The sequence below is a fragment of the Paenibacillus sp. 1_12 genome (genome assembly GCF_900114475.1).
Classification (GTDB): domain Bacteria; phylum Bacillota; class Bacilli; order Paenibacillales; family NBRC-103111; genus Paenibacillus_S.
Genome location: NZ_FOTE01000005.1, coordinates 48,572 through 73,759 on the forward strand (window position 1 = coordinate 48,572; position 25,188 = coordinate 73,759).

Below are 25,188 nucleotides of genomic sequence, written 5' to 3' on the forward strand. Positions count from 1 at the left end.
ATCTACTCCTCGAACTCGGTAAAGTCGACATTCTCGATAATCCAACGCTTACGCGGGTCTACTTTATCTCCCATCAGCGTAGATACACGCCTTTCGGCTTTGGCCGCATCCTCTATCTGTACCTGCAAAAGAATTCTTGTTGCCGGGTCCATCGTGGTTTCCCACAGCTGATTCGGATTCATCTCGCCTAAGCCTTTGTAACGCTGAAGCTCTATTCCTTTTCCCAGCGTTTTGTTAAGCTTGCTCAACTGGTCGTCTGTCCATGCATAGTGAACCGTACTGTTTTTGCCTGATTTTTTGGTCACCTTATATAAGGGCGGTTGAGCGATGTATACTCTGCCGGTGTCAATTAAAGGCTTCATATACCGATAAAAGAAGGTAAGCAAGAGTACCTGAATATGTGCTCCGTCTGTATCCGCATCCGTCATTATAATGATTTTGCCGTAATTGCTTTCGCTAGCATCGAATTCGGGACCAACCCCCGCACCAATGGCAGCAATCACTGCCTTGTACTCATCGTTCTTCATAATATCGGGCAGCTTGGCTTTCTCAGGATTCATCGGCTTGCCCTTCAGTGGCAGAATGGCCTGGTGCTTGGAATCCCGGCCTTGCTTGGCCGAACCTCCCGCGGAATCTCCTTCCACGATAAACAATTCGTTACGGGCATAATCCTTTGATTGCGCAGGAGTCAGCTTACCGCCGAGATTCGAGCTCTCACTCTTGCCCTTCTTGCCGCTGCGTATTTCCTCACGTGCCTTACGTGCAGCTTCGCGCGCCTTGGCCGATTGCACAGCCTTTTTCATGATCATCTGTGCCGACTGAGGATTTTCCTCCAGGAACACAGCCATTTTGTCGGAAACGATAGAATCGACTACGCCGCGAGCAGATGCACTGCCCAATTGATCCTTGGTTTGCCCGACGAATTCAACCTCGCCCATCTTGATGTTAATGACAGCCATCATGCCTTCACGCAAATCCTGGCCGTCCAGATTCTTATCTTTTTCCCTCAAAATCCCTGTTTTACGAGCATAGTCGTTCATGACACGGGTATAAGCGGTCTTAAACCCTGTTTCGTGAGTACCGCCGCCGCGTGTTGGAATAGAGTTAACAAAGGATACCAAAGTCTCTGTGTATCCATCGTTATACTGAAGAGCGATCTCCGCCTCGATATCTTCTTTTTCCCCGGTAAAATGGATCACGTCGTGCAGTACCGTCTTCTCCTCGTTCAAAAAAACGACAAACTGACTGGCACCACCTTCATACTGAAAGGTTTCCTGCTTATCGGTGCGCTCATCCTTGATCGTCACTTGAAGTCCCGAGTTTAGAAAAGCAATCTCCTGCAGCCGCTCGTACAACGTATCATACGTAACCGCAATTCCGCTCTGGAACACTCTTTTATCCGGTTTGAAGGTAACCTTTGTACCGGTTTGTCTCGTATTGCCCAGCACTTCCAGACCACCTACGGGCTCACCTACATGTTCAATACCCGAGTCATCGACCCAATATTCGAACCGCTGCTTATGAGTTTTACCATCACGGTAAATCGTGACCTCCAGCCATTCGGACAGCGCATTGGTTACCGAAGCACCAACTCCGTGCAGCCCTCCTGACTTCTTATATCCAGATCCGCCAAACTTTCCGCCGGCATGCAGAATCGTAAATACGACCTGCGGGGTCGGAATCCCTGTTTTGTGCATACCTGTCGGTATTCCCCGTCCATTATCCTGAACGGTAATCGATTGGTCTTTGTGAATAGTCACATCAATCTTCGAACAATATTTGGCCAAATGCTCATCAACGGCATTATCGACAATCTCCCATACCAAATGATGCAGTCCGGAAGAGCTTGTGCTTCCTATATACATACCCGGCCTTTTACGGACCGCTACAAGTCCTTCCAACACCTGTATATCATCAGCGTCGTATTCCGCCCGCGTGGTTGTTGTATTGGCTAACAAATCCAGTTGCTCCGCCATCGCAGTCTCTCCTTATCCCTAAAGCCCCAGTTTTATCGCAGGTTTGGAAAAAATTATGTTTTGCTCCTGTGACGTCTGGTTTCTATTGTGCATTATATCATCTTGCGTTGTTAGTTCAATACATCTTTTTTCGTGAAGACAATAAAGGAGGCAATTACCGAGGCAAGGCCCCAAACCGTCAGCACGGCTAATGAGAAGGGTAAATCCATCCCTTTAATAGGCGGCATACTGCCGGTCAAATAATCCGTCAGACGCAGATTCACCATAAACAAATATTTCGCTGTTTCCCAGGAAGATACCATATTGGTCAAAATCGTACCCGAAATCAGTACTGCCAGCATCAAGCCCATGCCTGCCGCTGTGCTGCGGATCAGGACTGAAACCATCAATGACATAACCGCTACAATGAGTGCTGCGTACCAGACCAAACCAAATTCCATGATCAGGTAAAGCCATTGATCGACGGGACGGACAAAGGTAGTATCGACCTCAGAGCCGATAATCGTAAATCCGAAAAATACAGGCATGTCCCAGCCGCCATAACCAAACACTACCCCTGAAATCAGATAACAGAGCAGCCCCGTACTTATAACGACGAGCGACGTAAACAAAATCAGACTGAGCAGCTTGCTCATTAATATTTTCCAGCGCTGCACAGGTCTTGTCAGCAGCAGCTTGATGGTTCCTGTCGAATGCTCCGATGATACTAGATCCGATGCGATGACCATGATCATTAAGGGAATAAATAAGCCTACTGCATTTTTGATGAATTCTCTTGTAAAGGTTACCCCGTTCGGCTCCGCGGGATTCACATCTTTATCCAAGTAGTACTGAGCCAGCTTGACTTCAACGCGGCGGAACTGCTTCCATTCCTCAGGAACACGAGCGCTTCCGATGCTGCGGGTAAAATCAACGATTTTTTGCCGCTGCTCTGCCCGCCAGTCATTTGTGCCGAATTGCTTTAGATTATTCTCTGCTACCTTCATCTGCGCATACGTAAACATTGGAATAAGGGCAGCAAGAATGAGTAGAACGACCAGCAAGCGGCGTTTTTTAATGATCTTGATGCATTCGTTTTTTATGAGTGGATATAAGCTAACCAATACGCTCACCCTCCGTCAGACTTAAGAATAAATCTTCCAGCGTAGGGCTTTTCGTCTCCACACCGTACAGCAAAACGCCAGATTCCGCAAGTTTTCGAGTCAATAACGGTATAGCTTCAGGCCGAAGCTGAGTAATAATACTGGCTGCCAGAGGGCTCTGGTCCTTATGATCTTGAACAGCTTCATGATATTCAATAATCAATACCTCCTGCTCTGCCTCCAGTAGATCCAAAGCCTGTTTAAGTGGGGTAACTCTCCAAATCACTCGGCTTGCGGATTCATCAATTAAGGAATCGACCTCGCCGACCTTAATGACCTCGCCATGACTAATAATGGCTACACGATCACACATTTGTTGAATTTCACTGAGCAAATGGCTCGATACGAATAGGCTTAAGCCTGTTTTTGCCAGCTGTTGAATAAATTCACGCATCTCTTTAATACCTTGTGGGTCCAGACCATTCGTAGGCTCATCCAAAATCAACAGCTTGGGACTATTCAACAGAGCTTGCGCAATGCCGAGCCGCTGCCGCATACCGAGTGAATAAGTACGAACCTTATCGCGGATACGCACGTCCATCCCGACGATATCCACGACTTCCTGGATACGCTTTTCACCGACATCAGGCAGCATGCGGGCAAAATTCTCTAAATTCTCCCATCCGCTTAAATATGAATACAGCTCCGGATTTTCGACGATACAGCCTACATATTGCAGCGCCTTATTATGCTCTTTATGAACATCATATCCGCAAATTGTAATAGAGCCTTCCGATGGTTTAATCAAATCCACAAGCATCCGAATGGTTGTCGTTTTTCCGGAGCCGTTCGGCCCAAGAAATCCGAATATTTCACCAGCATATACCTCGAAGGATATCCCTTTAATAATTTCTTTGCGTTTGATGGATTTCTTCACATTTTTGACGGACAGCACAACTTCCCGTTGATTCACCATAGTTTCACCTCTCTCTTGTGAGACGCTATTTAACAATTTGCACAATACGTTCCGCTATACGTTCATAACCATCCTGATTCGGATGAAAATGGTCCGTATATAAATACTTGCCTAAATTAAGCTCAAATAAATCAGATGTTGGAACAACGACAATATTCGGGTAGCGATGAGCAATTTCAAAAGCGGCAGTATTCCATTTCTGCACGGTAAGGATACCTTCCCGTTTCGGGTCCATATCCAGAAAAGGATGATACAAACCCACATAAGCAATTATAGCTGTCGGATTCTGCTTGGCGACCCGATCCAGAATTTGCTCCAACCTTTGTAAAGCTTCCGGCATCCGTTCTTCCGCACCCTTGGGATTAAAGCCTTCGTCCCCTGTTGTACTCAATACTCCTTGTCCACCCTCGAACAAATCATTACCGCCAATGGTCAGCAGGATCAGATCCGCTTGTGAAAGCGAGGCTCCGATATCTTTTTTGGCATCCATATCCTTCAGCACATCATAAGTCCGAAAACCAGGAATCGCAAAGTTATTTAATATGTATACAGGCTTACCGAGCTGTTGTTCCAGCTTTTCCTTCGTTTGTCCAACATATCCACGCCCCGATAAATCACCAGTTCCCGCGGTCAATGAATCTCCAAGAGCCACGATTTGAATCTTATCCTTGGACGCAAACGGCGATTCTTTGGGCTTCACAACTTCTCCTGGGATCGTAAGATTGTTATTGGCAGCGAGCTTCGGATACATAATCTGATTAATGGCATATACGAATCCAAACACACAAATAAGCGTTGACAAGAACGCTGCCAACCCAACCGTACGCCATAAAAAACGTGTAGAAAACAAACGACCTCTCCCCCTCCCGATATTCGACAACCATATAAAGACTCCATTTTAGAGTAGCGGTTCACGAGACAATTTGCAAATCCATGTCAAATAGACCGGAACCCTGGGTCTTCGGCCTGCTTCCAATGTGAAATTTCAACTTGCGTGTGGTTTCATTTATTTAGCTCGCTTTTCCCAAATATTTCATTGGGTTTTCCTGAACCTCACCCTTGCGGATTTCAAAATGCAAATGAACGCCTGTCGCATTCCCAGTGCTGCCCATAATCCCGATCTTATCCCCTTTTTCTATGCGATCATCCACAGCTACGGAAATTTTGCTCAAATGCCCGTAAAGCGTGCTATAGCCGTTGTGATGGTCAATGATGATGCAGTTGCCGTAACCTGTTTTCCAGCCTGCGAAAATAACTACTCCATGATCGGAAGCGACGATGCCTGATTGCTCCGACACCATATCCATTCCTGGATGAAAGCTTCCCCAGCGGCTCCCGTAATCGCTTGTCAGCTTAGCCCTATAGACGGGCCACGCGAACTGCCCTGTACCCATACCTGCGACAATCATGGTACCTTTTTTCACTATTGCCTTTGTAGCCGAACGAATTAACTTTTGTTCAACTTCCGTTTCCTCTATAAATTCACCGTCAATTCGGGTTGTGTTCATTGCGACCTGCAGCAAGCCTGGGATTCCAGCCGATAAGATTTCTTGAATACCTGCCTTTAGTGAGTTATCTTCGATATATTCCGTAGTGAATGGCACCTCTACTTCGTTGATCCGCTGCTCAACCGTTTTGAGCGTCAGCATGGGCTGTGAGACAGACAAATCCAACTTTTCCCCGATACGAATTAAATCGTTGCGAATTTGGGGATTGTTGTTATAGATGACTTGTTTATCGATTTTGAATTTATAGGCAAGACATGAAATACAATCACCACGTACAACGGTATAAATGAAAGGCTTAACGCCTCCCGTTGCGATTTTATCCAATAATACCTCATTATCCTCAATATCCTCTGGTTCAATATCTACCTTTACAAGCTCAATGTGCTGTACAAATTCGGCATACTGAATGAACCCCGGCTGCTCCGTGGTCTGATCCTTGCCAATGGATGCCGTTAAAATACGAACCTTCGATTTACTGGACGCTGAGCCCGAATTAGTTACATCAGAATTGGGAGCGCTCACAGGCGCAAGCCGGATCTGTTTATATTGATCTAACAGAGCGGAAGCCGCTTCCTCGTCTTTCACAATACCGAGCAGACTGCCATCAATCTTAATTTGCACGCCTCGTTTACTTGCAGCCAATTGCCGTTCCTGCTCGTAAATCTCGAGCTGCTCAGCCTCAGCATTAATAAAATCGTCTATGGAATGCTGATCCATGCTGTACAACTCCTCGTTGCGAGGTACGGACCCTTGCCTGTTAGGGTGTGGATGCAGTAAGCATCCGGCAAGCAATATGACCATGCCAATCACTGCACAACCTACCAATAGCCACCTGCATTTACTAAACTTTGTTGTGTAATCCACTTGTACCTCCCGTTAATTCGGTGTAATGGTGGAGAGTAAACAACCTGTTCTAGTCTATTCAGCTAGCAATCTAGTTAGCACAACAAAAAAGACGCCCATTGCTGAGCGCCTTCTTTAATTTCGTTGAACATCCTTTATTAATGCTCTGCCCAGCTGTCCAGGTACAGTTTTTGCTCGTCAGTTAATGTATCTATCGTAACATTCATCGATGCCAGTTTATAACGCGCTACCTGTTCATCCAGCTCATAAGGCACGTTGACAACCTTTTTGCCAATGGAATTGTAGTTGTCATTTACATATTTTAAAGACATCGCCTGCAGTGCAAACGTCATATCCATAATTTCTGCAGGATGACCGTCTCCTGCCGCTAAATTGACCAAACGTCCTTCTGCGATCAAATAGAATTTACGTCCGTCTTTCAACTTGTATTCTTCAATGTTGCGTCGAACCGTACGTTTGGACTCGGACAATTCGTCCAGCTCAGGCTTGTTGACTTCAATGTCAAAATGGCCTGCATTAGAAAGAATAGCACCGTCCTTCATTACCTTGTAGTGCTCGCCGCGGATAACATCACGATTACCTGTAACAGTGACGAAGAAATCGCCGACTTTGGCTGCTTCAACCATCGACATGACAGCAAAACCGTCCATGTAGGCTTCAACCGCACGAATGCCATCAATTTCAGTGACAACCACATTAGCGCCCAATCCTTTGGCACGCATAGCAACGCCTTTACCGCACCAGCCGTAGCCGACAACGACAACCGTTTTACCGGCAACAACCAGATTGGTTGTACGATTAATGCCATCCCATACCGATTGACCTGTTCCATAACGGTTATCAAACAAATATTTGCAATAAGCATCATTAACCGCAATCATCGGGAATTGCAGCTTATCTTCTTTTTCCATTGCTTTCAAACGCAAAATACCGGTAGTGGTTTCCTCCGCTCCACCACGTACGTTTTTCAGCAGATCTTTACGCTCTGAATGCAGCATCGATACCAGATCTCCACCATCATCGATAATGAGGTCTGGTTCGGTTTCCAACGTCTTGATCAACAACTCTCTGTATTCCTTAGGATCTGGATTGTACTTGGCAAATACCGTAATACCGTCCTCAACCAAAGCTGCGCATACATCATCTTGTGTGGATAACGGATTACTTCCGCAAATTGCAACTTCAGCTCCGCCTGCCTTAACGACCTTGGCCAAATAAGCAGTTTTAGCTTCTAAATGCAAGGAAATGGCTACTTTAAGACCTTTAAACGGCTGTTCCTTCTCAAATTGCTCTCTGATCCGGTTCAAAACCGGCATATGAGCATTAACCCACTCGATTTTTAAATGTCCTTCCGGCGCTAAAGCCAGGTCTTTAATAATACTGCGTTCCTTCGTATTCATTGATGTTCCTCCTTCAAATTATGGGGGTTAAAAGTACTTTTACATATAAAGAATCTTGTGCTTGCCATCAGGCTTTAAATCACTGTCTACAAGTTCGTACAGCCAAGAGTCACCGTATTTATTAAGATACGAAAAAATATTATACACCCGCTCCTGTGGTTTTCCCATCGGGACGACTGACAAACCGATTCGCTGGAAGTGTCGTAGCGAAGCATCGAACTGTGCACGGGCTCCATCACTCGCTTTTTGCTCCAAAAAGTGGATTTGTTCGATAATTTTGCCCATGTTGGTTTCTCCCAGCTTACCAATCCCTGGGTTAATCCCTGCAATCAATTCAACCAGAGGTTGGTAACCCTCAACAAATTGGGCTCGCACCTCTGCAAAACGCTCCTCAAGCTTGAGCGTATCCTGAGAACGCAGCCACTCCTCCTGCTTATCCTCCAGACGGTATAACACATCTTCCAGTGAAAGACCAAATTTGTGCATATTCTTCTGCACGGTTCCTTCGAGAATGGTGAATTCCAACCTTGGAATGACAATCGGCATTTGGTATCCGATCTGATGAAATGCCTTACGCGTAATCGCCCAATAGGCTATTTCACCTGGACCCAATACTGTACCCAGAACAGGGAACAAATATTCCTGCATCAGCGGTCTGGTCATGACATTGTTGCTGAATCGCTCTGGTGTCGATTCCGCCCAATCCAGCAGCTGCTCACGGGTATACATGCGTTCCTTCTTACGATCGGTATAAGGACCATCGGGTCCAGCCGCATATAATAAGATCCGCTCATCATCATCCAACACGAATAAGTTGGCACTGCGTTCATTCAATTCTACCTGGGATGAATAACTAAGCGCCTGTACCTGATCTCGACCCGCCAGTACGGCAGCATTCACGGCTTCATGCTCACGAATCAGCTTGGCAAACATAGGTGATTCCAGCCGTCTAAGCTTGGGATCATCGGAGTTAACCAATACTAAACCTTGTGCACCAAACAGCTTGGCGATAATTCGTCCAAAAAAATCAACTAGGGTATGGGACTCAGCCGCTGCGGCACGAAGCAAATCCATCCACCCCGGTTTAAACTCGGTCGGTATCAGGGATGCATCCAATAGCTCCAGCGCTGTGACCCACTGCTCCTGTGAAATCGTCAGGCTGCTAACTGTACTACGCTTACCGCTCGGATGCTCAATCTTAATCTTGCTGACCTGCATATCCTGAGATAAGTAATACATATGGTTCACTTCGTCAAAATCATGATCCTCGCCCGCAATCCAAAAAACAGGAATAACGGGGCGCCCCAGTTTCTCCGAAGCTAGCTTTGCTGAGCGAATCAAAGTAATCGCCTTATAAATAACAAGGGCTTGACCGCTGAACAAGCCTGCTTGCTGTCCACCCACGATACAAAGCGTCTCCTGCTGCTTCAGCTTTCCTATCGCATCCAAAGCTTGTGGAGCATTGCCGATAGCTTTATTGTAGCTATGCAAAACCTCAACGAGTTGTCCTCGGTCGGCTGCCAGAGGATTCCCGCGATCGAGCCAAGCCGCACGTTCAGCCCAAGATGATTCGTTCCAAGGGTCATGCTCGAATAAGTCACTCACCTTGTCATAATCTTGAACGTAATCCTCAGTTAAAGGCAGGCTGGATTTCCAATGAATCGATTCCACTTTCAACAACGGAAGCCGCCTCACTTTATTTATAATATGTATCTACTTGATTGTACACATGTTCGATGAAATCGTCAAAAGTCTGGAGCTCTAAATTACAACAAATTTTTGAGACTTCGTTTCAAAACGGGTCGGTTTGGGGTACTTTATAGAATGATTCGATGTAAGTCACGACTCAACCATCCAATAATCCACGAAGGGAGTTATTCTTATGGTACAGGGAGTTAAAGAAACGCAGCTTCAGGAAAAGATCGTTAAAGCACTCAGTGGAAATCCAATCTGCTCGTTCGCAACAATTGAGGGCAATAAACCCAAGGTCCGCTACATGGCGCTTTTCAATGACAATTTGTCCATTTATCTGGCTACCAATAAGAAAACACACAAAGTGGAGGAATTGCAAAAAAATCCTCATGTGCACATATTGACCGGCTTTGACGGCAAGCCGTCATCCGTCATTTTACAGGTAGAAGGAACTGCGAAGATCTCACAGAATGAAAGCTTGAAAGAAAAATTGTGGCAGGACGATTTCAAAGCATATTTTGACGGAAAACAAGACCCCAACTATGTCATTATAGAAATCACACCGTCGCAGATTGAATATATGAATGGTGACGGCCAGCCTGAGGTTTGGCACGGCTAGTAGCCGCTTAGTTGATATGAGAAGCTCGTCTCTCATGTGGAGTCTCTCCCATGAGAACGGGCGCTTTTTAAATTTAAAAGGGGGATGTGAGCACAGGTCATTCAGACCGCTGCCACATCCCCTTTTCTATCCGATTTAATTGTATAAATGACAAGCTGCATAATGATCCGGTTCAATCTCTTTAAACTCTGGCATGATTGCGGCACATACGTCCATAACATAAGGACACCGGGTCCGAAAAGGGCAGCCGCTTGGCGGATTCAAGGGACTTGGAATTTCGCCCTTTAGAATAATTCGCTCCCGCGTACGCTCGATCTCAGGATCAGGAATCGGGATCGCCGACAGCAGCGACTGTGTATAAGGGTGCAGCGGTTTGGCATACAAAGCATCCGAAGTGGTTACTTCAATCAGCTTTCCTAAATACATAACGCCAATCCGATCCGATATATGCTTAACCATCGCTAAATCATGAGCAATAAACAAATAGGTTAAATCCCGTTCCTTTTGTAGCCGTTTGAACAAGTTAACAACCTGCGCCTGTACCGAAACATCCAATGCGGATATAGGCTCGTCCGCGATAATAAATTGCGGATTAATGGCTAGTGCTCGCGCAATACCTATACGCTGCCGCTGACCTCCTGAGAATTCATGAGGGAATCGGCTAGCATGCTCTTCATTCAAGCCCACGTCCTGCAGCAGCTGCACAACGCGTTCTTTCCGTTTGCTACCCGTGTAGAGCTTATTAATATCCATGCCTTCAGCAATGATGTTCCCTACAGTCATTCGCGGATTAAGCGAAGCATAAGGATCTTGAAATACCATCTGCATCTGACTACGAAACTCCTGCAGTTGGCTTCCACGAAGCTGATGCACATGCTGTCCGTTAAACAGAACTTCCCCGCCAGTTGCTTCATACAGACGAATAATGGTACGTCCTGCCGTTGATTTACCGCAGCCGGACTCACCTACCAAACCAAACGTTTCACCACGTTTGATAGAGAAGCTCAAATCGTCTACAGCCTTCAGCAGCTTACCGCCGCCCAGGTTAAAATGCTTTTGCAATTTGCGGACCTCTAATAATGGAGCACTGCTCATCGGGTAACACCTCCCGCTTCTATCGGACGATCCACTTCTGGTGCATCGGGATGCAGCAGCCAACAGGCTGCAGATTGTGTGTCCGACACACTCCTATGTTCAGGATCGGTTTGTACACAAACCTTCATCGCATAAGGACATCTTGCTGCGAAGGCACAGCCAGTCGGAGGCGCAAACAAATCCGGCGGTGTCCCTGGAATAGGCACCAAGTCACTATTAGCAGGCTGATCCAGACGAGGGACAGAACGAAGCAAGCCCCACGTATAGGGATGCTGAGGATTGTAAAACAGTTCATCCACCGTCCCCTGCTCAACTACTTTCCCCGCGTACATCACGAGAACTCGCTGTGCCATCTCCGCCACCACGCCAAGATCATGCGTAATGAGGATGATCGAAGCCTCGGTCTGCTCAGCCAACCTTTTCATCAGCTCGATAATTTGCGCCTGAATCGTAACATCCAGTGCCGTTGTCGGCTCATCCGCGATTAGGAGCTTCGGACTACAAGCAAGCGCAATCGCTATCATCACACGCTGACGCATTCCGCCTGAAAATTCATGAGGGTACTGCAGCATACGACCGTCCGGATTGGAAATGCCTACAAGCTTCAATATCTCAACAGCACGCTTGTTGGCCTCTGCAACGCTTACCTTTTCATGCTTAACTATACCTTCTGTGATTTGCTTGCCTATCGTCATCGTTGGATTCAATGAGGTCATCGGGTCTTGAAAGATCATTCCGATTTCCGACCCGCGAATCGATTCCATCTGCTTATTCGAGCATGTCGTAATCTCAGTTTTTCCGTTAAAACGAATGGATCCGTCCTTGATCACACTTGGCGGCGATGGATTCAGTCTCATAATCGTTTGTGCTGTTACCGACTTGCCGCAGCCGGATTCCCCGACAATTGCAAGCACCTCTCCTTTTTGCAGATCAAAAGATACACCGCGCACGGCCTGTACCTCTCCGGCATAGGTTTGGAAGGATACCCTGAGGTTCTGGACCTCCAATATGTTGTCTTTCATCGTCGTGTCCTCCTTGATTGTGGCATCCTGCGTTATTTTCGCATTTTCGGATCAAGTGCATCGCGCAAGCCGTCCCCAAGCAAATTAAAGCTCATCAAGATGAAGCTGAAAATAACTGTCGGAAAAATAACTCTATGAGGATACAAACGGATCGAATTCGCTCCGTCCGATAACAATGCCCCCAGGGATGCAAGCGGTACTCTTATTCCCAATCCGATAAAGCTTAAAAACGCCTCAACGAAAATAGCCGATGGCACTATGAACGTAATTTGTACAATGATAAGTCCAAGTGCATTGGGAACGAGATGCTTCAAAATAATGCGAGCTCCACCCGCTCCCAGCGTGCGTGCAGCCAGCACATACTCCTGTTCCTTTAAAGAAAGCACCTGACCACGAACAAGTCTTGCCATGGGCACCCAACCTGTGATTGCATAAGCAATAATGATCGTTTTGAACCCGGGTCCAAGCACCACGATCAGCAAAATCGAGATCAGCAGGAAGGGAATCGAATAGATGATTTCGATCACGCGCTGCATCATATCATCGACCCGTCCCCCATAATAAGCAGAGATACCGCCGTACATGACACCGAACACCAGATCAAGCAATGCTGCAGTAAGTCCGATCGCTAATGAAATGCGTGTCCCCCACCATACGCGAACCCACAAGTCCCGACCAAAATCATCCGTTCCAAACCAATGTGCCCAGGAAGGCTTTTGATTTTTAATATCATAATTTTGCGTTGCATAATCAAAATGGGATAGCAGCGGGCCGGCAATAGATAGTACAGCCAACGTAATCAAAGTGATTAGGCCGAACATCGCCAGCTTATTTTTCTTAAGCCTTCTCCAGGCATCCTGCCAATAGGTCATAGATGGTCTTACTAGGACTTCACGCCCTGTATTCTCTTTGACAAGAGGCTCAAACAAATCTTTAGATTCCATCACTTGCTGCCTCCTTGAGTCAGACGAATGCGGGGATCGACGAATCCGTATATGATATCTGTTACAAACAATACCGCCACCAGCAGAAAGGAATAAAAGATAGTCAGACCGGTGATCATCGTATAATCATTGGAGTAAATCGACTGAACAAAATGCTTCCCGAGCCCAGGCACGACAAAGATTTGCTCCACTACTAGTGTTCCCGTTATTAAATTGACAAAAACCGGACCCAATACGGTTACAACTGGCAGGATTGCATTGCGAAGGGTATGACGTATGACGATCGTACGCTGCGGCAATCCTTTGGCTTTAGCCGTCTTGATATAATCTAGGCTCAGTACATCAAGCATTGACGTTCGCATCAAACGGGCTAATATCGCAATCGTCCCGAAGGAAAGCGCGATAGCAGGAAGCACCCGACTTGATGGCCCTGTCCACATCCCGGTAGGTAGCCAGCCCAGCTTTACTCCAATAAAGTAGGAGAGCAGCGGGCCCAATACAAAGGAAGGAATCGAAATACCGATAACCGCCGTGAACATAGCTCCGATATCGGCACCTTTGTTATGGTTCAAGGATGCAATAACCCCTAATATAAGACCGACAATAATAGCGATCACTAACGCCCACAGTCCCAATTCTAGAGAGGCCGGAAAGCCTTGTGCAATGATATCTGTCACCTTGCGGGTAGGAAAAGCGTACGAGACACCCAAATCACCGTGTATGACATTGTTCATATATTTCAGATACTGCTCCCACATCGGCTTATCCAAGCCGTATTGCGCATACAGCAGCGTTTTTTGTTCAGCTGTGAGTTTAAGCGACTCTTCCCCGAACGGGTCCCCCGGCAAATTCTTCATCAACACAAAAGTAAACGAAACAATCACCCACAAAGTGATTATCATATAAATAAAACGCCGGAACGCATAGCGCAGCATGTTTATGGACCTCCTTAAAGTTTTCCGAAGGAAAACTAACTTCGTAAGCATTAGAACCCAGCAGAGGGCCGCTCCAACAATTGTCAGAATGGCCCCCTATCGAGCATGTAAATGTGTCTCACCCTTATTTAATTGAAACCCACTTCAGTTCCCATTCCTTGGACATTGCCGGCAATATCAAGCCTTCTACATTGACACGTTTTGCATATGGTCTTGTACGGAAATAAAGCGGCACCAATGGTGAATCGGTCATTAATAGCTTCTCAGCATCGACCAGCATCTTCGAACGCTTCACTAAGTCAAGCTCCTTATCGGCACCTTTAACCAGATCGTCATAAGCCTTGCTGTTATATTCCATATAGTTAAATGATTTATTGTCAGACACCCACATGTCGAGGAACGTCATCGGATCATTATAATCCGCTCCCCATAGTCCGATCAGCGCATCAAAGTTATATTCCTGCATATTTTTCACGCGAAGTGCAAATGGCAGTGGTTCACCAGTCACATCAACGCCGAGATTTTGTTTCCATTGTGCCTGGATAAATTCAATTGTTTTCTTTGAAGTTTCCGTATCATCTGAAGTAAGCTTGAATTTAGGCAAAGCCGTCATATTCAGCTCTTTCAATCCTTCAGCAAGCAGTTCTTTTGCTTTAGCGGTATCATACTTCGGCTGTGCTTCACCAGCGACCTTACGAAACTCTGTTTTGTTTCCGTCTAGTACCGTTCCTGGTACAAGACCTGTTGACGGAATTGAGGAACCGCCAAGCACAACATCATTAAGTGCTTTACGATCAATTGCCATACCCAAAGCTTCACGTACCTTCACATTAGCAAAAGCTGGCACTTTGTTATTTTGAAGCATCACATAAGCCGAAACAAATTCCTTTTTGAGTGTCAGCTCAGGTTTGCCTTGAAACATTTGGTACTGATCACCCTTCAGCTCAGTCAAGTCCACCTGATTCGTATCAAACATGTTAAGCGACGTGTTAGGGTCCTTGACCACGTTAACCGTTACTTTATTCAGCTTCACATTCGCTGCATCCCAATACTTGTCATTTTTGACCATCACAAGCTGCTGTTCATGATCCCATTTCTCCAGCTTGAACGGACCCGCACCGATTACCTTATCGGCATCAGCACCATACTTATCTCCTTGTGTCTTTACAAAGTCAGGCATTTGTGGGAAAAAGGTTGGCATGGAAAGCTGGTCAGTAAAAAAGGCAACTGGACGTTCCAATGTAATTTCGAGTGTTTTGTCATCAATAGACTTTACTCCAAGCGCTGCTTTCTTCGCTTCCAGCTCTTCAGGCTTCGCTTTATTCATCGCAGCTCCACCTTTAATCCAAGCCAGCATCGTTGCATATTTGGCTTTCGTAGCAGGGTCCAGCGTCCGTTTGTAAGCAAATTCAAAATCACTAGCCTTAAGAGGCGTGCCGTCTGCCCAAGTTAATCCATCTTTCAAAGTGATCGTGTAAACGAGACCATCAGTGGAGATTTTCGGCAGTTCCTTAGCAAGCGCTGGCTGAGGTTTTCCATCCGCATCCAATCGGTATAACCCCTCATTAATTGCATTCAAAATTGTGAAGGTTGGATTAGTTGTCGCAATTGAGCTATCCAAAGCAGGCGGCTCTGCTGACAGATTAATTCTGAACTCCTGCGGTACTGAGGCTTTCCCATCTGTACCTGTCCCCCCGGCTTGCTCCTTATTATTCGTACACCCTGCTGCTACCGAACCAAACATGACTGCTGCGGTTGCAATAACCATAACCTTTTTCCACTTCATAAAATGCCCTCCTTTTATTTTTTATGTAATTTAATGGAATATTTTTTCATTCAAAAAGTAATTTCTGAACTTAAATCCATCCTAAATCGTTATCAAGACAAAATTATACAACCAAAGGTCAAATAAATCCAATTGTAAAAATATCCAGTTTTCCTGAACTTCGACATACAAAAAAAGAAGCCTACTCCTAGGCTCCCGTAAATTGGCTAAAATTATTCTTTTATCTCGCTTAAATCCGAAGGGCGTTCCGTTTGTAGAACTTTTTCGATGGCGTAGGATAACTCCCGATATACATCCGTTTCCATCTGCGATCTCAGCTGGGTTTTGGCAAAAACCTCACCTTGCTGTGTAGACACATATTTGGCAGGCAGCCGATTCAAGACAATCGCCATCACATCGCTCTGCTGCTTTTCTTCAAGTGCCGACGCACTTACCTGATGCTGCATCAAATCTTTTAAACAACCCTTCACAATATCTTCCATGAGATTATGTACTTCCATGATTTGAGTCCCCCTCTAGCTGAATATTAAGTATTTACCAATACTGATACACAAAAGCAGTACGTAGCTCCCCGACAAAAAAATAAAACCAAATCGAAGCAGCGTCTTTGTAATTTTCAGAGGATTTACTTTTCCCTTTTTTCTTTCCTGCAGGTTGCCTACAAGTCCACAAACAATGAGAAAAACTAGAATGATTCCCCAAAACCCTATATTCGAGTTGAACAAATACCTCGAAACGATAGAAACAGAACCAATTAAAAATAAGGTCGTGACATCAATCGCACGGTGTGTCGCTTTTCGCTTATCACTGGATATCCAAAAGACAAAACCCCAGATCAAAAAAAATGGAACAAGTGGTACCAAAGCCAAATATTTGTATACCAATTGCAGCCATTCTACCAACGCACTCATTGCAGACCACCTGCTTTATTTTATATTATTTCAATCTGCTGTTCAATCGAACGCACCATCGCATACATAGCGGAATGGGTAGGAAGCTGTAGATGGAGTCGCCTCGCTGCCTTCAGCAGCCCTCCAGTAATCGCTTCGATTTCTGTCTCCCTGCCTGCCATTACGTCCTGCAGCATGGAGGAATGATTATCAGCAGTCTGCTCGCAGACGAGTATGACCTGCTCCCATATATCAGCTGCTAGCTCTACACCCAGCATGTCCGCCAATAAGGATGCTTCGTCCAACAAAGAACGCATCAAAGGTAAGGCAGCCGGAGTACGGGGAAGCACACCGTTACGAACCCGCAAAACAGCTGTTACCGGATTAATAACCGCATTCATGAGCAGCTTATTCCAAACCTTGCTATTGATGTTGTTCGACGCCTTTGTGCTAAATCCTGCAAGATTCAGCAGATTTTGCAGAATCTGCATATCCATATTTGATGAAGCGTCAGGCTGTGCAGAACCAAGCCAAGTCAACCCTTTCCCTGTGTGCCTTACATGATGTTCAGCCTGCTTGAATGCGCCTTCTGTCGTTACAGCTATCCATATTTGCTCCATAGCTATATAACGGCTAAGAATATCGATATGTCCAATCCCGTTCTGAAAGCATACCAGCCGGGTTGAGATTGTGAGCTGCTTACTCAGCTCAAGTGCCAGTTCATCCGTGATCGAGGTTTGCTTTACCATTAGCAGGATATAATCAGGAGAGTCCAAAGAAGAGTCTGACCTGACTTTAAGCTCAGAAGAAGCGTCCGTCTGAGGCACACTGGATACTTCTATTGACAGCGTTGAATTCTGTGATAACAGTTCTTCGATAGTATAAGCATGTACAGGCAGAATCGTATCCTGCTCCTCTATTTGCAGCTTGTTTTCCGATAGCTTTAGTCCGTCTGTACGAATTTTAACCGCTTGTCCAAGTGTTCGCGCAACAAGCTCCACCTTTACTCCAGACTGAAACAACCTCGCCGCCACCAGCAGGCCCATGGCTCCAGCCCCAATAATTCTGACCTTCATTTTGGTTCCTCCTATTGCCCTTACCCATTTGCAACTCTTACTCTTCTTCCTTATCATAAACAGACTACCAGACACAAATAAACCCCGCAAGCATAATGCCTGCAGGGCCACTCTCAATCTATTCTTTCTAAATTCCCATTTGCATCCATTTTAAATCGTGCCTTATGCTCATCTTCTTCCTCTACAAGAAAAGCCAGCTTGCGAGCCCGATCCATTATTTGAATCAAAGCTTTGTAATCATCATTGACTACACGATAGTCCGTCTCTACCTCATTAACCTGCTTGTTCAATACATCATTATCTCTGCGAAGCCGATCTAGCTCATCCTGCTTTTCATAAAGCTCTTTCTCCAAATGGCGGATATGACGCGACATTTCATGGTAGCTCCCCTTCCACTGCCGTAGAAACCGTATCACCGCATCCATCGAGATCGATTCCTCCGTAAAAGGTTCATTAGCCCTTCTAGCTTCTCCATGATCCAAAATTGCCGTATTGCTGCTGGAAACGGAAGCGTAAGCCGTATGTTTTTTGAACTGATTTCGCTTTTGACGCTGTGTCTTGGAAATTTGTATCGCCTGCTCGTAATTTTTCCTTACATAGCTATTCCAGCGAAAGCCGCAGGCTGCGGGTGTCCTGCCTATCTTCTCGCCTACTTCCTCAAAAGCGGACAGCTGTGTGCTCCCCTCCCGTATGTGCCTCAGAGTTACCTCCGCCAAAATCAAATCATCCTCTTCGCTCCATGCATCCTGCCTAATTGCCGTCATATAATAGCAGTCCTCCCAGCTCTCGTTAATCAAGCATTCTTAAACATCCATCTATCGAATATGATACTTGGAATGCTGCATTATTTAATCTCTATGCCCATAATAGAATTCATAGAATCGTTTTCTACTATTTTGTATTGCCAATTTTGTCCACGTCCATACCTGTTGGCAGCAGATCAACAATCGTCCTTTACGTATGCTGAAATCAGGATTACACATAACCCTTCTTGTATGTCCCGATACTTCAATAAATGTTTAAATTTCGTCACGGATTGGGCGTTTACACCAATGGACTCAAAAGGTATAATGTGTAATAGTAAAGAACCTCTGTTTGACGAATGCTGTCACTGCGATAATCTCCATCGTTTGGGGAATACTTACGAGGTCAACTTTCTTCGAAAAGTGAATAACGAGAACAATAAGGGGGTGCAACAATGGATCGCATGTTTCGCGTTCTTGGCTTTTGGACACTCATTATCGGATTGATGGCATTAGCCGGTGGTATGATTCCAATGGCTATGATCTTTTTTGCTCAAACGGTTATCTTTATGCTTTTGGGATATTTGGGCTTATCCGAACGTACCTACATACTGCTGTTCTGGGGGTACATGATTGTTTCATTTACCGGCTTTACGTATTGGTCTTTCTTCAGAATGTCAATTTAATCCGTATGTACAGCACTAAAAAAGGTGGGCCGCTTTTACAGCAGCTCACCTTTTTTTAGTATCAACACCTTGAACAGCTCACTCATCTGATCGCTTAGCAGCAATTGGCGAATCGCTCGGTTCCGGCGAGCTACAGCACTGAATGGATCTGTGGAATATGAATCCTGCAGCTTATCCAGCAAACCATTCTCTACTAAAAACTGTTTTTGTGTTAACAACTTTTCAGCATCCAGACCCACCTCGTGTCCTGCACGAATGAGCTCTGTAAAATTGACATGAGCCGTCATATCCTGCTTTCCAGGCATATCATAAGGTTCATCAGATGCAATATGGTTATGGTAGCACATCAAGGTTCCATTCATCCGATGCTCTCCATAAATTTCTGTAGCGTAGTCACCATAATCGATCGTTACGATTTGCCCGCTATCCAGACTCCGACCGACACGGAGTATCCATGCAGGTGCTGCCAGATTAACTTCAAAACGCTGGTTTTCCTGCAGTCTCACTTCCGATTCCAGGGCTTTGATATACAGATCCAGTGAAGTTCCGGGCTTTACTGGAACCCATATCTCTTTAAACTTCTCCCCCGCTTCATCACAAGCTACCCATATTTCATGAGCCAGCCCCTGTTTCATCTGTATTTGGTGGACAGGTAAAGCATCGTGAAACTCATTAGAGAAAATCATCGTTCGCTGCCACGGTCCGCCAGCTTCCCAATCTTCTTCAGTCATCCAGCTTACTCGACCAGCGGCATAATGCTCAGCAAGCTTCTCCGCCTGTAGTCTGCGATGATGGGGGCTAATCTCTACTGAGATATATGAGATGCGGGCATATACATGTGCGTAGCTATGCTTCAGCTCGTCCAATAGCTGCTGGGCAAGCCCACCATTACCGCCACCCCATTCCACCAAAGTGAGCGGCTGATCCGAAGCACCCCAGGCTTCTTGGCTTGTTTCTTCTGCCACATATTGTGCAAGCACTTCTCCCAGAAGCCCACCAATCGAAGTACTCGTATAAAAGTCTCCGGTTTTTCCGACTTTATCTCTACTGCTTGTATAATATCCAAGCTCCGGGTGGTACAAGCACAGCTCCATATAATCCCGGAATGAAATCGCCTGCTGAGAGCTTTGCTCCATGATTCCACGAATGATTTCTTGCAGCTTGTGATCGTCCTGCATGCTCCTCATCACTCCTTAGCCTAACTCGACACATTCCAACAAAACCTACTATTTCAACCGAAATAAGTCAAGAATTATTTACTTTTTACCCTATGCCTACGCAAAGACTTGCGTTTGGTGACAAAGACAACTGTAGTCGTTATAATAATGAGATAACAAATTCATTATATCGGAAGGAGTCCATTGTTTTGTCACTATCAGCATCAAGAACACGCAAATTCTCTGTCTATGCCTCATTCCTATTATCACTCAGTCTACTTTTACTCATAACCGGATGCACCGATTATAAGCAGCTAAAAACAGATCTGCTTCAGGCAGTAGCCAAGCAGGAGCAGGTTACAAGCTACCAATTCAAAGGATCCATTGAGCTAAAAGCAGACCCTTCATTGCTCGGAGCAACTAGTCCTTTTACCGCGACATTGTTCGCATTCCTAAAAGATAGCAAGATCGATTATAATGGACTAACCGCAATGGATCCCGCACAGCTGGAAGCGAACTTCAAAGTCACACCGTCCGGTGGTACCGTAATGGATATTCCCGTTCTTATTAAGGAGAACAAGCTTTTTTTTCGAATTCCTGCTTTAAACAAGGATGATGAGTACCTCGTGTTTCCAATTACGGGTAAGACAAGTCCGGCTGCCGGCAGCACCGAGGCTTTGAAGAATACCAATCATTTGACTTCTACTATTTATGATCAGCTATTAAATGGGATTAACGCTGAATGGCTCCAAACATCCAAAGATCCCGTCACATTGGCTGATGGTACCATCACCAAACGAATTACACTGGACATTAACAATAAAAACGAACAAGCCTTTAATAGTATTTGGAAGCAGGCGATTCCCGGATTTACAGAACTGCTCAAAAGTAACGGCCTCGCTTCGACTGCAAGCATAGATGGATGGCAGACAGCACTCAAGGAGGTACAATTCCGAGCACCTTCCTCATTGGAGTTTTTGATAGATAACCAGGGCTTTATTCATGAGCAAAAATGGAGCCTCACCTTTTCAGCCAATGGCAGCACAAATGAAAATCATCTGCTATGGACACAATCATTATCTGAATTAAATAAGGCACCTGTGTTCACAAAAGAAATTCCTACCAAGCAAAAATCACTGGAGGACCTGCTCAAGCTCGTCAAGCCAGCTCCAGCAGCCAAGAAACCATAAGTAAATCTCGTTATCCTTTTACTTCTTCTTCGGAAGAAGTATTTTTTTATCATTTTTTCCATAGAGATATGATAATCTAACAGTAGTGCTTTCGTTGTCTCAACTAGCACTCCGTTGAATATTTACCGCTGCGCGGCCAAATAACCTTCTTGGGTTCAGCTTACGAAGCCAGTTTGCTAAAAGTAAATTCCTAGCTGTTGAAATCGTGAAATGGGATGAGGTTGAGGCTTTTATTCACGATTTCAAAGGTGAGCGCTTGTGCTTCTTCAGGATTATTCGGCTAATCCGCTCGTTCTTCAACGAGATTTTAGTACACGCTTTCGAAGTTAGTTTTGCCTACGGCAAAACTTAGTGTATGCTTTCGAAGTCAGTTTTGCCTACGGCAAAACTTTAAGGAGGGGACCATCCATGAGGCCTTGGTATCGGGCGGCCACCATCCTGTTGTTATGCATCTGGATTGGCATTAGCCCCTGCCTCCGTGTGCTCGCGGCAAACGATGAAGAGGTCAAGCTTTTGCTGCAAAAGGGACTTACCGTATACGAAATTGATCAAGAATTAGCCAGAATACAGCTCGAGGAAGCCAGTATTACGAAACAGAAAACAGCCACCGAGCAGGAGCTTCAGCTTCAGCTGATCCGCTCTGAAGAAACAAAACGTCATGCCGCCAAGGTGCTGCGCGCTTACTATATGGGGGATCGCGACTCGCTATGGATGCTGCTTTTTACCATTTCCTCTTTTAAAGATGCCATCACTACGTTGGATTATTTACAAATGATCGTTCGCAACGACCACGAAGCCCTGAAAATGTACAGTGAAAGTAAACGGCAGCTAACCGAGCTTCAGCAAACATTGGTCAGCTCCCAAACCACGCTACAGCAAACAAAGCAACGCTACATCACTCAAAGAGAGCAAATGATAAAACTGCAAAAACAACTCGATGAGGATTTGTCCAAGCAAAAGGATGCGGCTTTGATAATCCAACAAATGGCACAGCTAACTTTATCATGGAAGGAAAAAGGAATCCCGCTTTTCAAAACGTATTTTCAGGCTTTAGCCACAGCCCTTAAGCAGCTGCCCGAGATTATTTCTGAGGATAGCAAGGGCATAACGAAGCATTTAATTATTAACGGCTTTCAATATACGTTTCAAATCACGGATGATGAATTAAATCAGTTTTTAAGAACTAAAAATCCACTGTTTCAGAATATGACCTTCCGATTTACAGATACTGAATTGATTACTGCTGGCACTCAGGATGGCATTGATATTTCCATTAAAGGAAAATACGAGCTGGCGACAAAAGAAGAGGGCAAAGGCAAAGCCTATATTCGTTTTAATATGACGCAGCTCCAATTCAACGGATTTGATCTGCCGATCTCGACGGTGGAAGCTATGGAGCAGGAATTCGATTTGGGCATCTACCCACAAAATTTGGCACCATTTTTATCGGTAACCGGTCTAAAACTCGAAGCCGGCAAGCTGAGCATTATGCTGAAAATGTCACTGTAATCAGTCATGCCATTATCTATTTATTTAGTTGAAGGGTCTGGGTTTGCTGTAGCTCATTTGTAGTCATTTAGGAACAAGAGGATGTGTATTATTGTACATGAAAATTGAGCAAAAATTTGCTTTGGTTTCAGATACAAGCGAAATTAGTCTTTCTGAGGTATGGAGCGGCTTCAGCCCAATGTGGGAAGGTGCTCCCGCTCTTTTCGATCACGATCAGGACCTGCTTATCTTCTCAACCGTTGAACATGCTGAAGTTGTTCGTTTGGAGTTGGAGGCGCAGCTTCTGGCTCCTGTGGAATCACTTCATTTATTACTGCTTCCCTCTGCAATGCATATGCGTAAGGAATTTACCGACTATGGCTTTATTAGCCACTCTAATCAGATTTACGGCTATGCGGATAACATCTTTCTGTTTACAGTCCATAGTGAGGATTCACAGGCCCAACCATACCAAGCATTGGAGCAGATGGAAGAACACTTACTGGCATCCTGCAGCGAGAATGGACTGGCCATCTATCTAACCGATCATCATTCGGATGAACTGATGCTGAGAATTGCCCGGGCTTACCATTGCTCGATTGAGGCCCTCCACCTATAATCCGGAAACGAGAAAAAAGCGCAGAAGAGACGCCCCTAAGGCTTACTCTCCTGCGCTTTTTTTGCAAGTTGGTTTACTTCAATTACAGCAGATCGGCAGCAAGCTGTGCCAAATGGGAACGCTCGCCACGCTCCAGCGTAATATGACCACTAATATTTTGATCCTTAAACCGCTCTACGACATAAGTGAGACCATTACTGGAAGCATCCAGATAAGGATGATCAATTTGATCCGGATCGCCCAGCAGTACAATTTTACTGTTCTCGCCAACTCTGGAAACGATCGTTTTGATTTCATGCTTCGATAAATTTTGCGCTTCATCAATAATGATAAATTGGCCTGGTATCGAACGACCACGAATATATGTGAGCGCTTCGACCTGAATACTGCCAAGACCTGCTAATATCTTCTCAATATCCCCCGGCTTTTTCGTATCGAACAAAAACTCCAGATTGTCATAGATCGGTTGCATCCATGGACGCAGCTTTTCATCTTTCTCACCTGGCAAATATCCGATATCCTTACCCATAGGGACAACAGGCCTTGCAATCAGCAGCTTTTTGTATTTACGCTCATCCTCAACCTTCATGAGTCCTGCTGCCAAAGTGAGCAGCGTTTTCCCCGTTCCGGCTTTCCCGGTCAAAGTCACGATTGGAATATCGTCATTAAGCAGCAGTTCCAGAGCCATACGTTGCTGCGCATTTCTTGCACCTATACCCCAAATCGGATCATTGCTTAGAAATAACGGCTCCAGCTTCTTGCCGTCAGCATTCAGCTTCAACAACGCAGATTTCGAGGTACCCATTTCATCCTTCAAAATAACAAATTCATGGGGATGAAGCGGATATGCAAGGTTCAGCGAGCTGACGTTCAAATAACGATAGGTATAAAATTCGTCAATGATTGCCGGATGAGCAAGTATTGTCAAATAGCCTGTGTACATATCCGGCATATTCACAATTCGATCCGTTAAATAATCTTGAGCAGTTAAACCGAGCACATCCGCTTTAATACGTACAAGCATGTCCTTACTCACGATAGCAACCGGCCTTGGACTCGGTTTTTCTTGCTGCTCCATGTGATAATTTAATGCAACCGCTAAAATTCTATTGTCATTCGTCGCTTCTGCAAAGGTTTCCTGCAGCTTCGCAAAGCTCTTGTGATTCAACTCAACCTTGACACTTCCGCCGCTTGGCAGCGTGATACCCTCGTACAATCTGCCTTGTGTGCGCAGCCCATCCAGCATTCTTGAAATCTGCCGGGCATTGCGGCCAATCTCATCCGCATTCCGTTTTTTGGAATCAATTTCCTCCAATACCGTAGCCGGTATCACAACTTCATTATCTTCAAACGCATATATCGCATTCGGGTCCTGCAAAAGTACATTCGTATCCAACACAAATATTTTTTTCATAGTAAGTCCGTCCCCTCCCAAGTATG

At 45.4% G+C, this 25,188-nt stretch carries 23 protein-coding genes; 5 read left to right on the plus strand and 18 right to left on the minus strand.

Going from position 1 to position 25,188, the window contains the following annotated elements; translation table 11 throughout:
- Positions 1-2: 2 nt before the first annotated feature.
- The 7 genes from parE to bshC form a co-directional block, all read right to left on the minus strand.
- Complete coding sequence (parE, locus tag BM210_RS12825) at positions 3-1,976, minus strand: DNA topoisomerase IV subunit B (protein ID WP_091168617.1); 1,974 nt, start codon at positions 1,974-1,976, stop codon at positions 3-5.
- A 110-nt stretch (positions 1,977-2,086) separates the two neighbouring features.
- Positions 2,087-3,079, minus strand: coding sequence for an ABC transporter permease (locus BM210_RS12830; RefSeq protein WP_091168620.1), 993 nt, complete (start codon positions 3,077-3,079; stop codon positions 2,087-2,089).
- Positions 3,072-4,034, minus strand: coding sequence for an ABC transporter ATP-binding protein (locus BM210_RS12835; protein WP_091168622.1), 963 nt, complete (start codon positions 4,032-4,034; stop codon positions 3,072-3,074). Before BM210_RS12835 ends, BM210_RS12830 begins: the two co-directional genes overlap by 8 nt.
- 25 nt (positions 4,035-4,059) lie before the next feature.
- Positions 4,060-4,884 carry a GDSL-type esterase/lipase family protein gene (locus BM210_RS12840; protein ID WP_091168625.1) on the minus strand — a complete coding sequence of 275 codons (825 nt, stop codon included), beginning with the start codon at positions 4,882-4,884 and terminating at the stop codon, positions 4,060-4,062.
- A 160-nt stretch (positions 4,885-5,044) separates the two neighbouring features.
- The gene (locus tag BM210_RS12845; RefSeq protein WP_091168628.1) at positions 5,045-6,406 is read right to left on the minus strand and encodes a M23 family metallopeptidase; all 1,362 of its coding nucleotides are present in this window, start codon (positions 6,404-6,406) and stop codon (positions 5,045-5,047) included.
- A 137-nt stretch (positions 6,407-6,543) separates the two neighbouring features.
- Positions 6,544-7,806, minus strand: a complete 1,263-nt coding sequence (locus BM210_RS12850) for an adenosylhomocysteinase (RefSeq protein ID WP_091168630.1) — start codon at positions 7,804-7,806, stop codon at positions 6,544-6,546.
- A gap of 39 nt (positions 7,807-7,845) precedes the next feature.
- Positions 7,846-9,477: a bacillithiol biosynthesis cysteine-adding enzyme BshC gene (bshC, locus tag BM210_RS12855; protein ID WP_256223608.1), complete on the minus strand. Its 1,632-nt coding sequence runs from the start codon at positions 9,475-9,477 to the stop codon at positions 7,846-7,848.
- A 211-nt stretch (positions 9,478-9,688) separates the two neighbouring features.
- Between bshC and BM210_RS12860 the strand changes: the two genes are divergently transcribed.
- Complete coding sequence (locus BM210_RS12860; RefSeq protein WP_091168632.1) at positions 9,689-10,117, plus strand: pyridoxamine 5'-phosphate oxidase family protein; 429 nt, start codon at positions 9,689-9,691, stop codon at positions 10,115-10,117.
- 135 nt (positions 10,118-10,252) lie between these two features.
- Here BM210_RS12860 and BM210_RS12865 read toward each other — a convergent pair whose 3' ends face one another.
- From BM210_RS12865 to BM210_RS12905, 9 genes are all read right to left on the minus strand, one after another.
- Complete coding sequence (locus tag BM210_RS12865) at positions 10,253-11,212, minus strand: ABC transporter ATP-binding protein (RefSeq protein ID WP_091168634.1); 960 nt, start codon at positions 11,210-11,212, stop codon at positions 10,253-10,255.
- Positions 11,209-12,234, minus strand: coding sequence for an ABC transporter ATP-binding protein (locus BM210_RS12870; RefSeq protein WP_091168636.1), 1,026 nt, complete (start codon positions 12,232-12,234; stop codon positions 11,209-11,211). The genes BM210_RS12865 and BM210_RS12870 overlap by 4 nt, the downstream gene beginning before the upstream one ends.
- A gap of 32 nt (positions 12,235-12,266) precedes the next feature.
- Positions 12,267-13,178, minus strand: a complete 912-nt coding sequence (locus tag BM210_RS12875) for an ABC transporter permease (RefSeq protein ID WP_091168639.1) — start codon at positions 13,176-13,178, stop codon at positions 12,267-12,269.
- The gene (locus tag BM210_RS12880; protein ID WP_091168640.1) at positions 13,178-14,113 is read right to left on the minus strand and encodes an ABC transporter permease; all 936 of its coding nucleotides are present in this window, start codon (positions 14,111-14,113) and stop codon (positions 13,178-13,180) included. Before BM210_RS12880 ends, BM210_RS12875 begins: the two co-directional genes overlap by 1 nt.
- Before the next feature lie 124 nt (positions 14,114-14,237).
- Complete coding sequence (locus tag BM210_RS12885; protein ID WP_091168643.1) at positions 14,238-15,899, minus strand: peptide ABC transporter substrate-binding protein; 1,662 nt, start codon at positions 15,897-15,899, stop codon at positions 14,238-14,240.
- 212 nt (positions 15,900-16,111) lie between these two features.
- On the minus strand, positions 16,112-16,399 hold the full coding sequence (locus BM210_RS12890) for a late competence development ComFB family protein (protein ID WP_091168645.1): 288 nt from the start codon (positions 16,397-16,399) through the stop codon (positions 16,112-16,114).
- Between the two features lie 15 nt (positions 16,400-16,414).
- Positions 16,415-16,810 carry a DUF3397 domain-containing protein gene (locus tag BM210_RS12895; protein WP_091168648.1) on the minus strand — a complete coding sequence of 132 codons (396 nt, stop codon included), beginning with the start codon at positions 16,808-16,810 and terminating at the stop codon, positions 16,415-16,417.
- A gap of 20 nt (positions 16,811-16,830) precedes the next feature.
- Entirely contained in the window at positions 16,831-17,865 is a 1,035-nt protein-coding gene (locus BM210_RS12900; RefSeq protein WP_177237788.1) for a ketopantoate reductase family protein, read from the minus strand.
- 113 nt (positions 17,866-17,978) lie between these two features.
- The gene (locus BM210_RS12905; RefSeq protein WP_091168652.1) at positions 17,979-18,629 is read right to left on the minus strand and encodes an RsfA family transcriptional regulator; all 651 of its coding nucleotides are present in this window, start codon (positions 18,627-18,629) and stop codon (positions 17,979-17,981) included.
- Positions 18,630-19,063: 434 nt separating this feature from the next.
- Between BM210_RS12905 and BM210_RS12910 the strand changes: the two genes are divergently transcribed.
- Positions 19,064-19,294, plus strand: coding sequence for a DUF2626 domain-containing protein (locus BM210_RS12910; protein WP_091168653.1), 231 nt, complete (start codon positions 19,064-19,066; stop codon positions 19,292-19,294).
- Positions 19,295-19,329: 35 nt separating this feature from the next.
- Here the strand turns inward: BM210_RS12910 and BM210_RS12915 are convergent, their stop codons facing one another.
- Entirely contained in the window at positions 19,330-20,472 is a 1,143-nt protein-coding gene (locus BM210_RS12915) for a class I SAM-dependent methyltransferase (protein ID WP_256223577.1), read from the minus strand.
- A 188-nt stretch (positions 20,473-20,660) separates the two neighbouring features.
- On the opposite strand from BM210_RS12915, the gene BM210_RS12920 reads away from it, so the two are divergent.
- From BM210_RS12920 to BM210_RS12930, 3 genes are all read left to right on the plus strand, one after another.
- The gene (locus BM210_RS12920; RefSeq protein ID WP_091168658.1) at positions 20,661-21,641 is read left to right on the plus strand and encodes a hypothetical protein; all 981 of its coding nucleotides are present in this window, start codon (positions 20,661-20,663) and stop codon (positions 21,639-21,641) included.
- 408 nt (positions 21,642-22,049) lie between these two features.
- Positions 22,050-23,150, plus strand: a complete 1,101-nt coding sequence (locus BM210_RS12925; RefSeq protein ID WP_091168660.1) for a hypothetical protein — start codon at positions 22,050-22,052, stop codon at positions 23,148-23,150.
- Positions 23,151-23,247: 97 nt separating this feature from the next.
- The gene (locus BM210_RS12930; RefSeq protein WP_143101045.1) at positions 23,248-23,748 is read left to right on the plus strand and encodes a hypothetical protein; all 501 of its coding nucleotides are present in this window, start codon (positions 23,248-23,250) and stop codon (positions 23,746-23,748) included.
- 82 nt (positions 23,749-23,830) lie between these two features.
- Here BM210_RS12930 and BM210_RS12935 read toward each other — a convergent pair whose 3' ends face one another.
- Positions 23,831-25,162 carry a PhoH family protein gene (locus BM210_RS12935; RefSeq protein WP_091168665.1) on the minus strand — a complete coding sequence of 444 codons (1,332 nt, stop codon included), beginning with the start codon at positions 25,160-25,162 and terminating at the stop codon, positions 23,831-23,833.
- Positions 25,163-25,188: the final 26 nt, after the last annotated feature.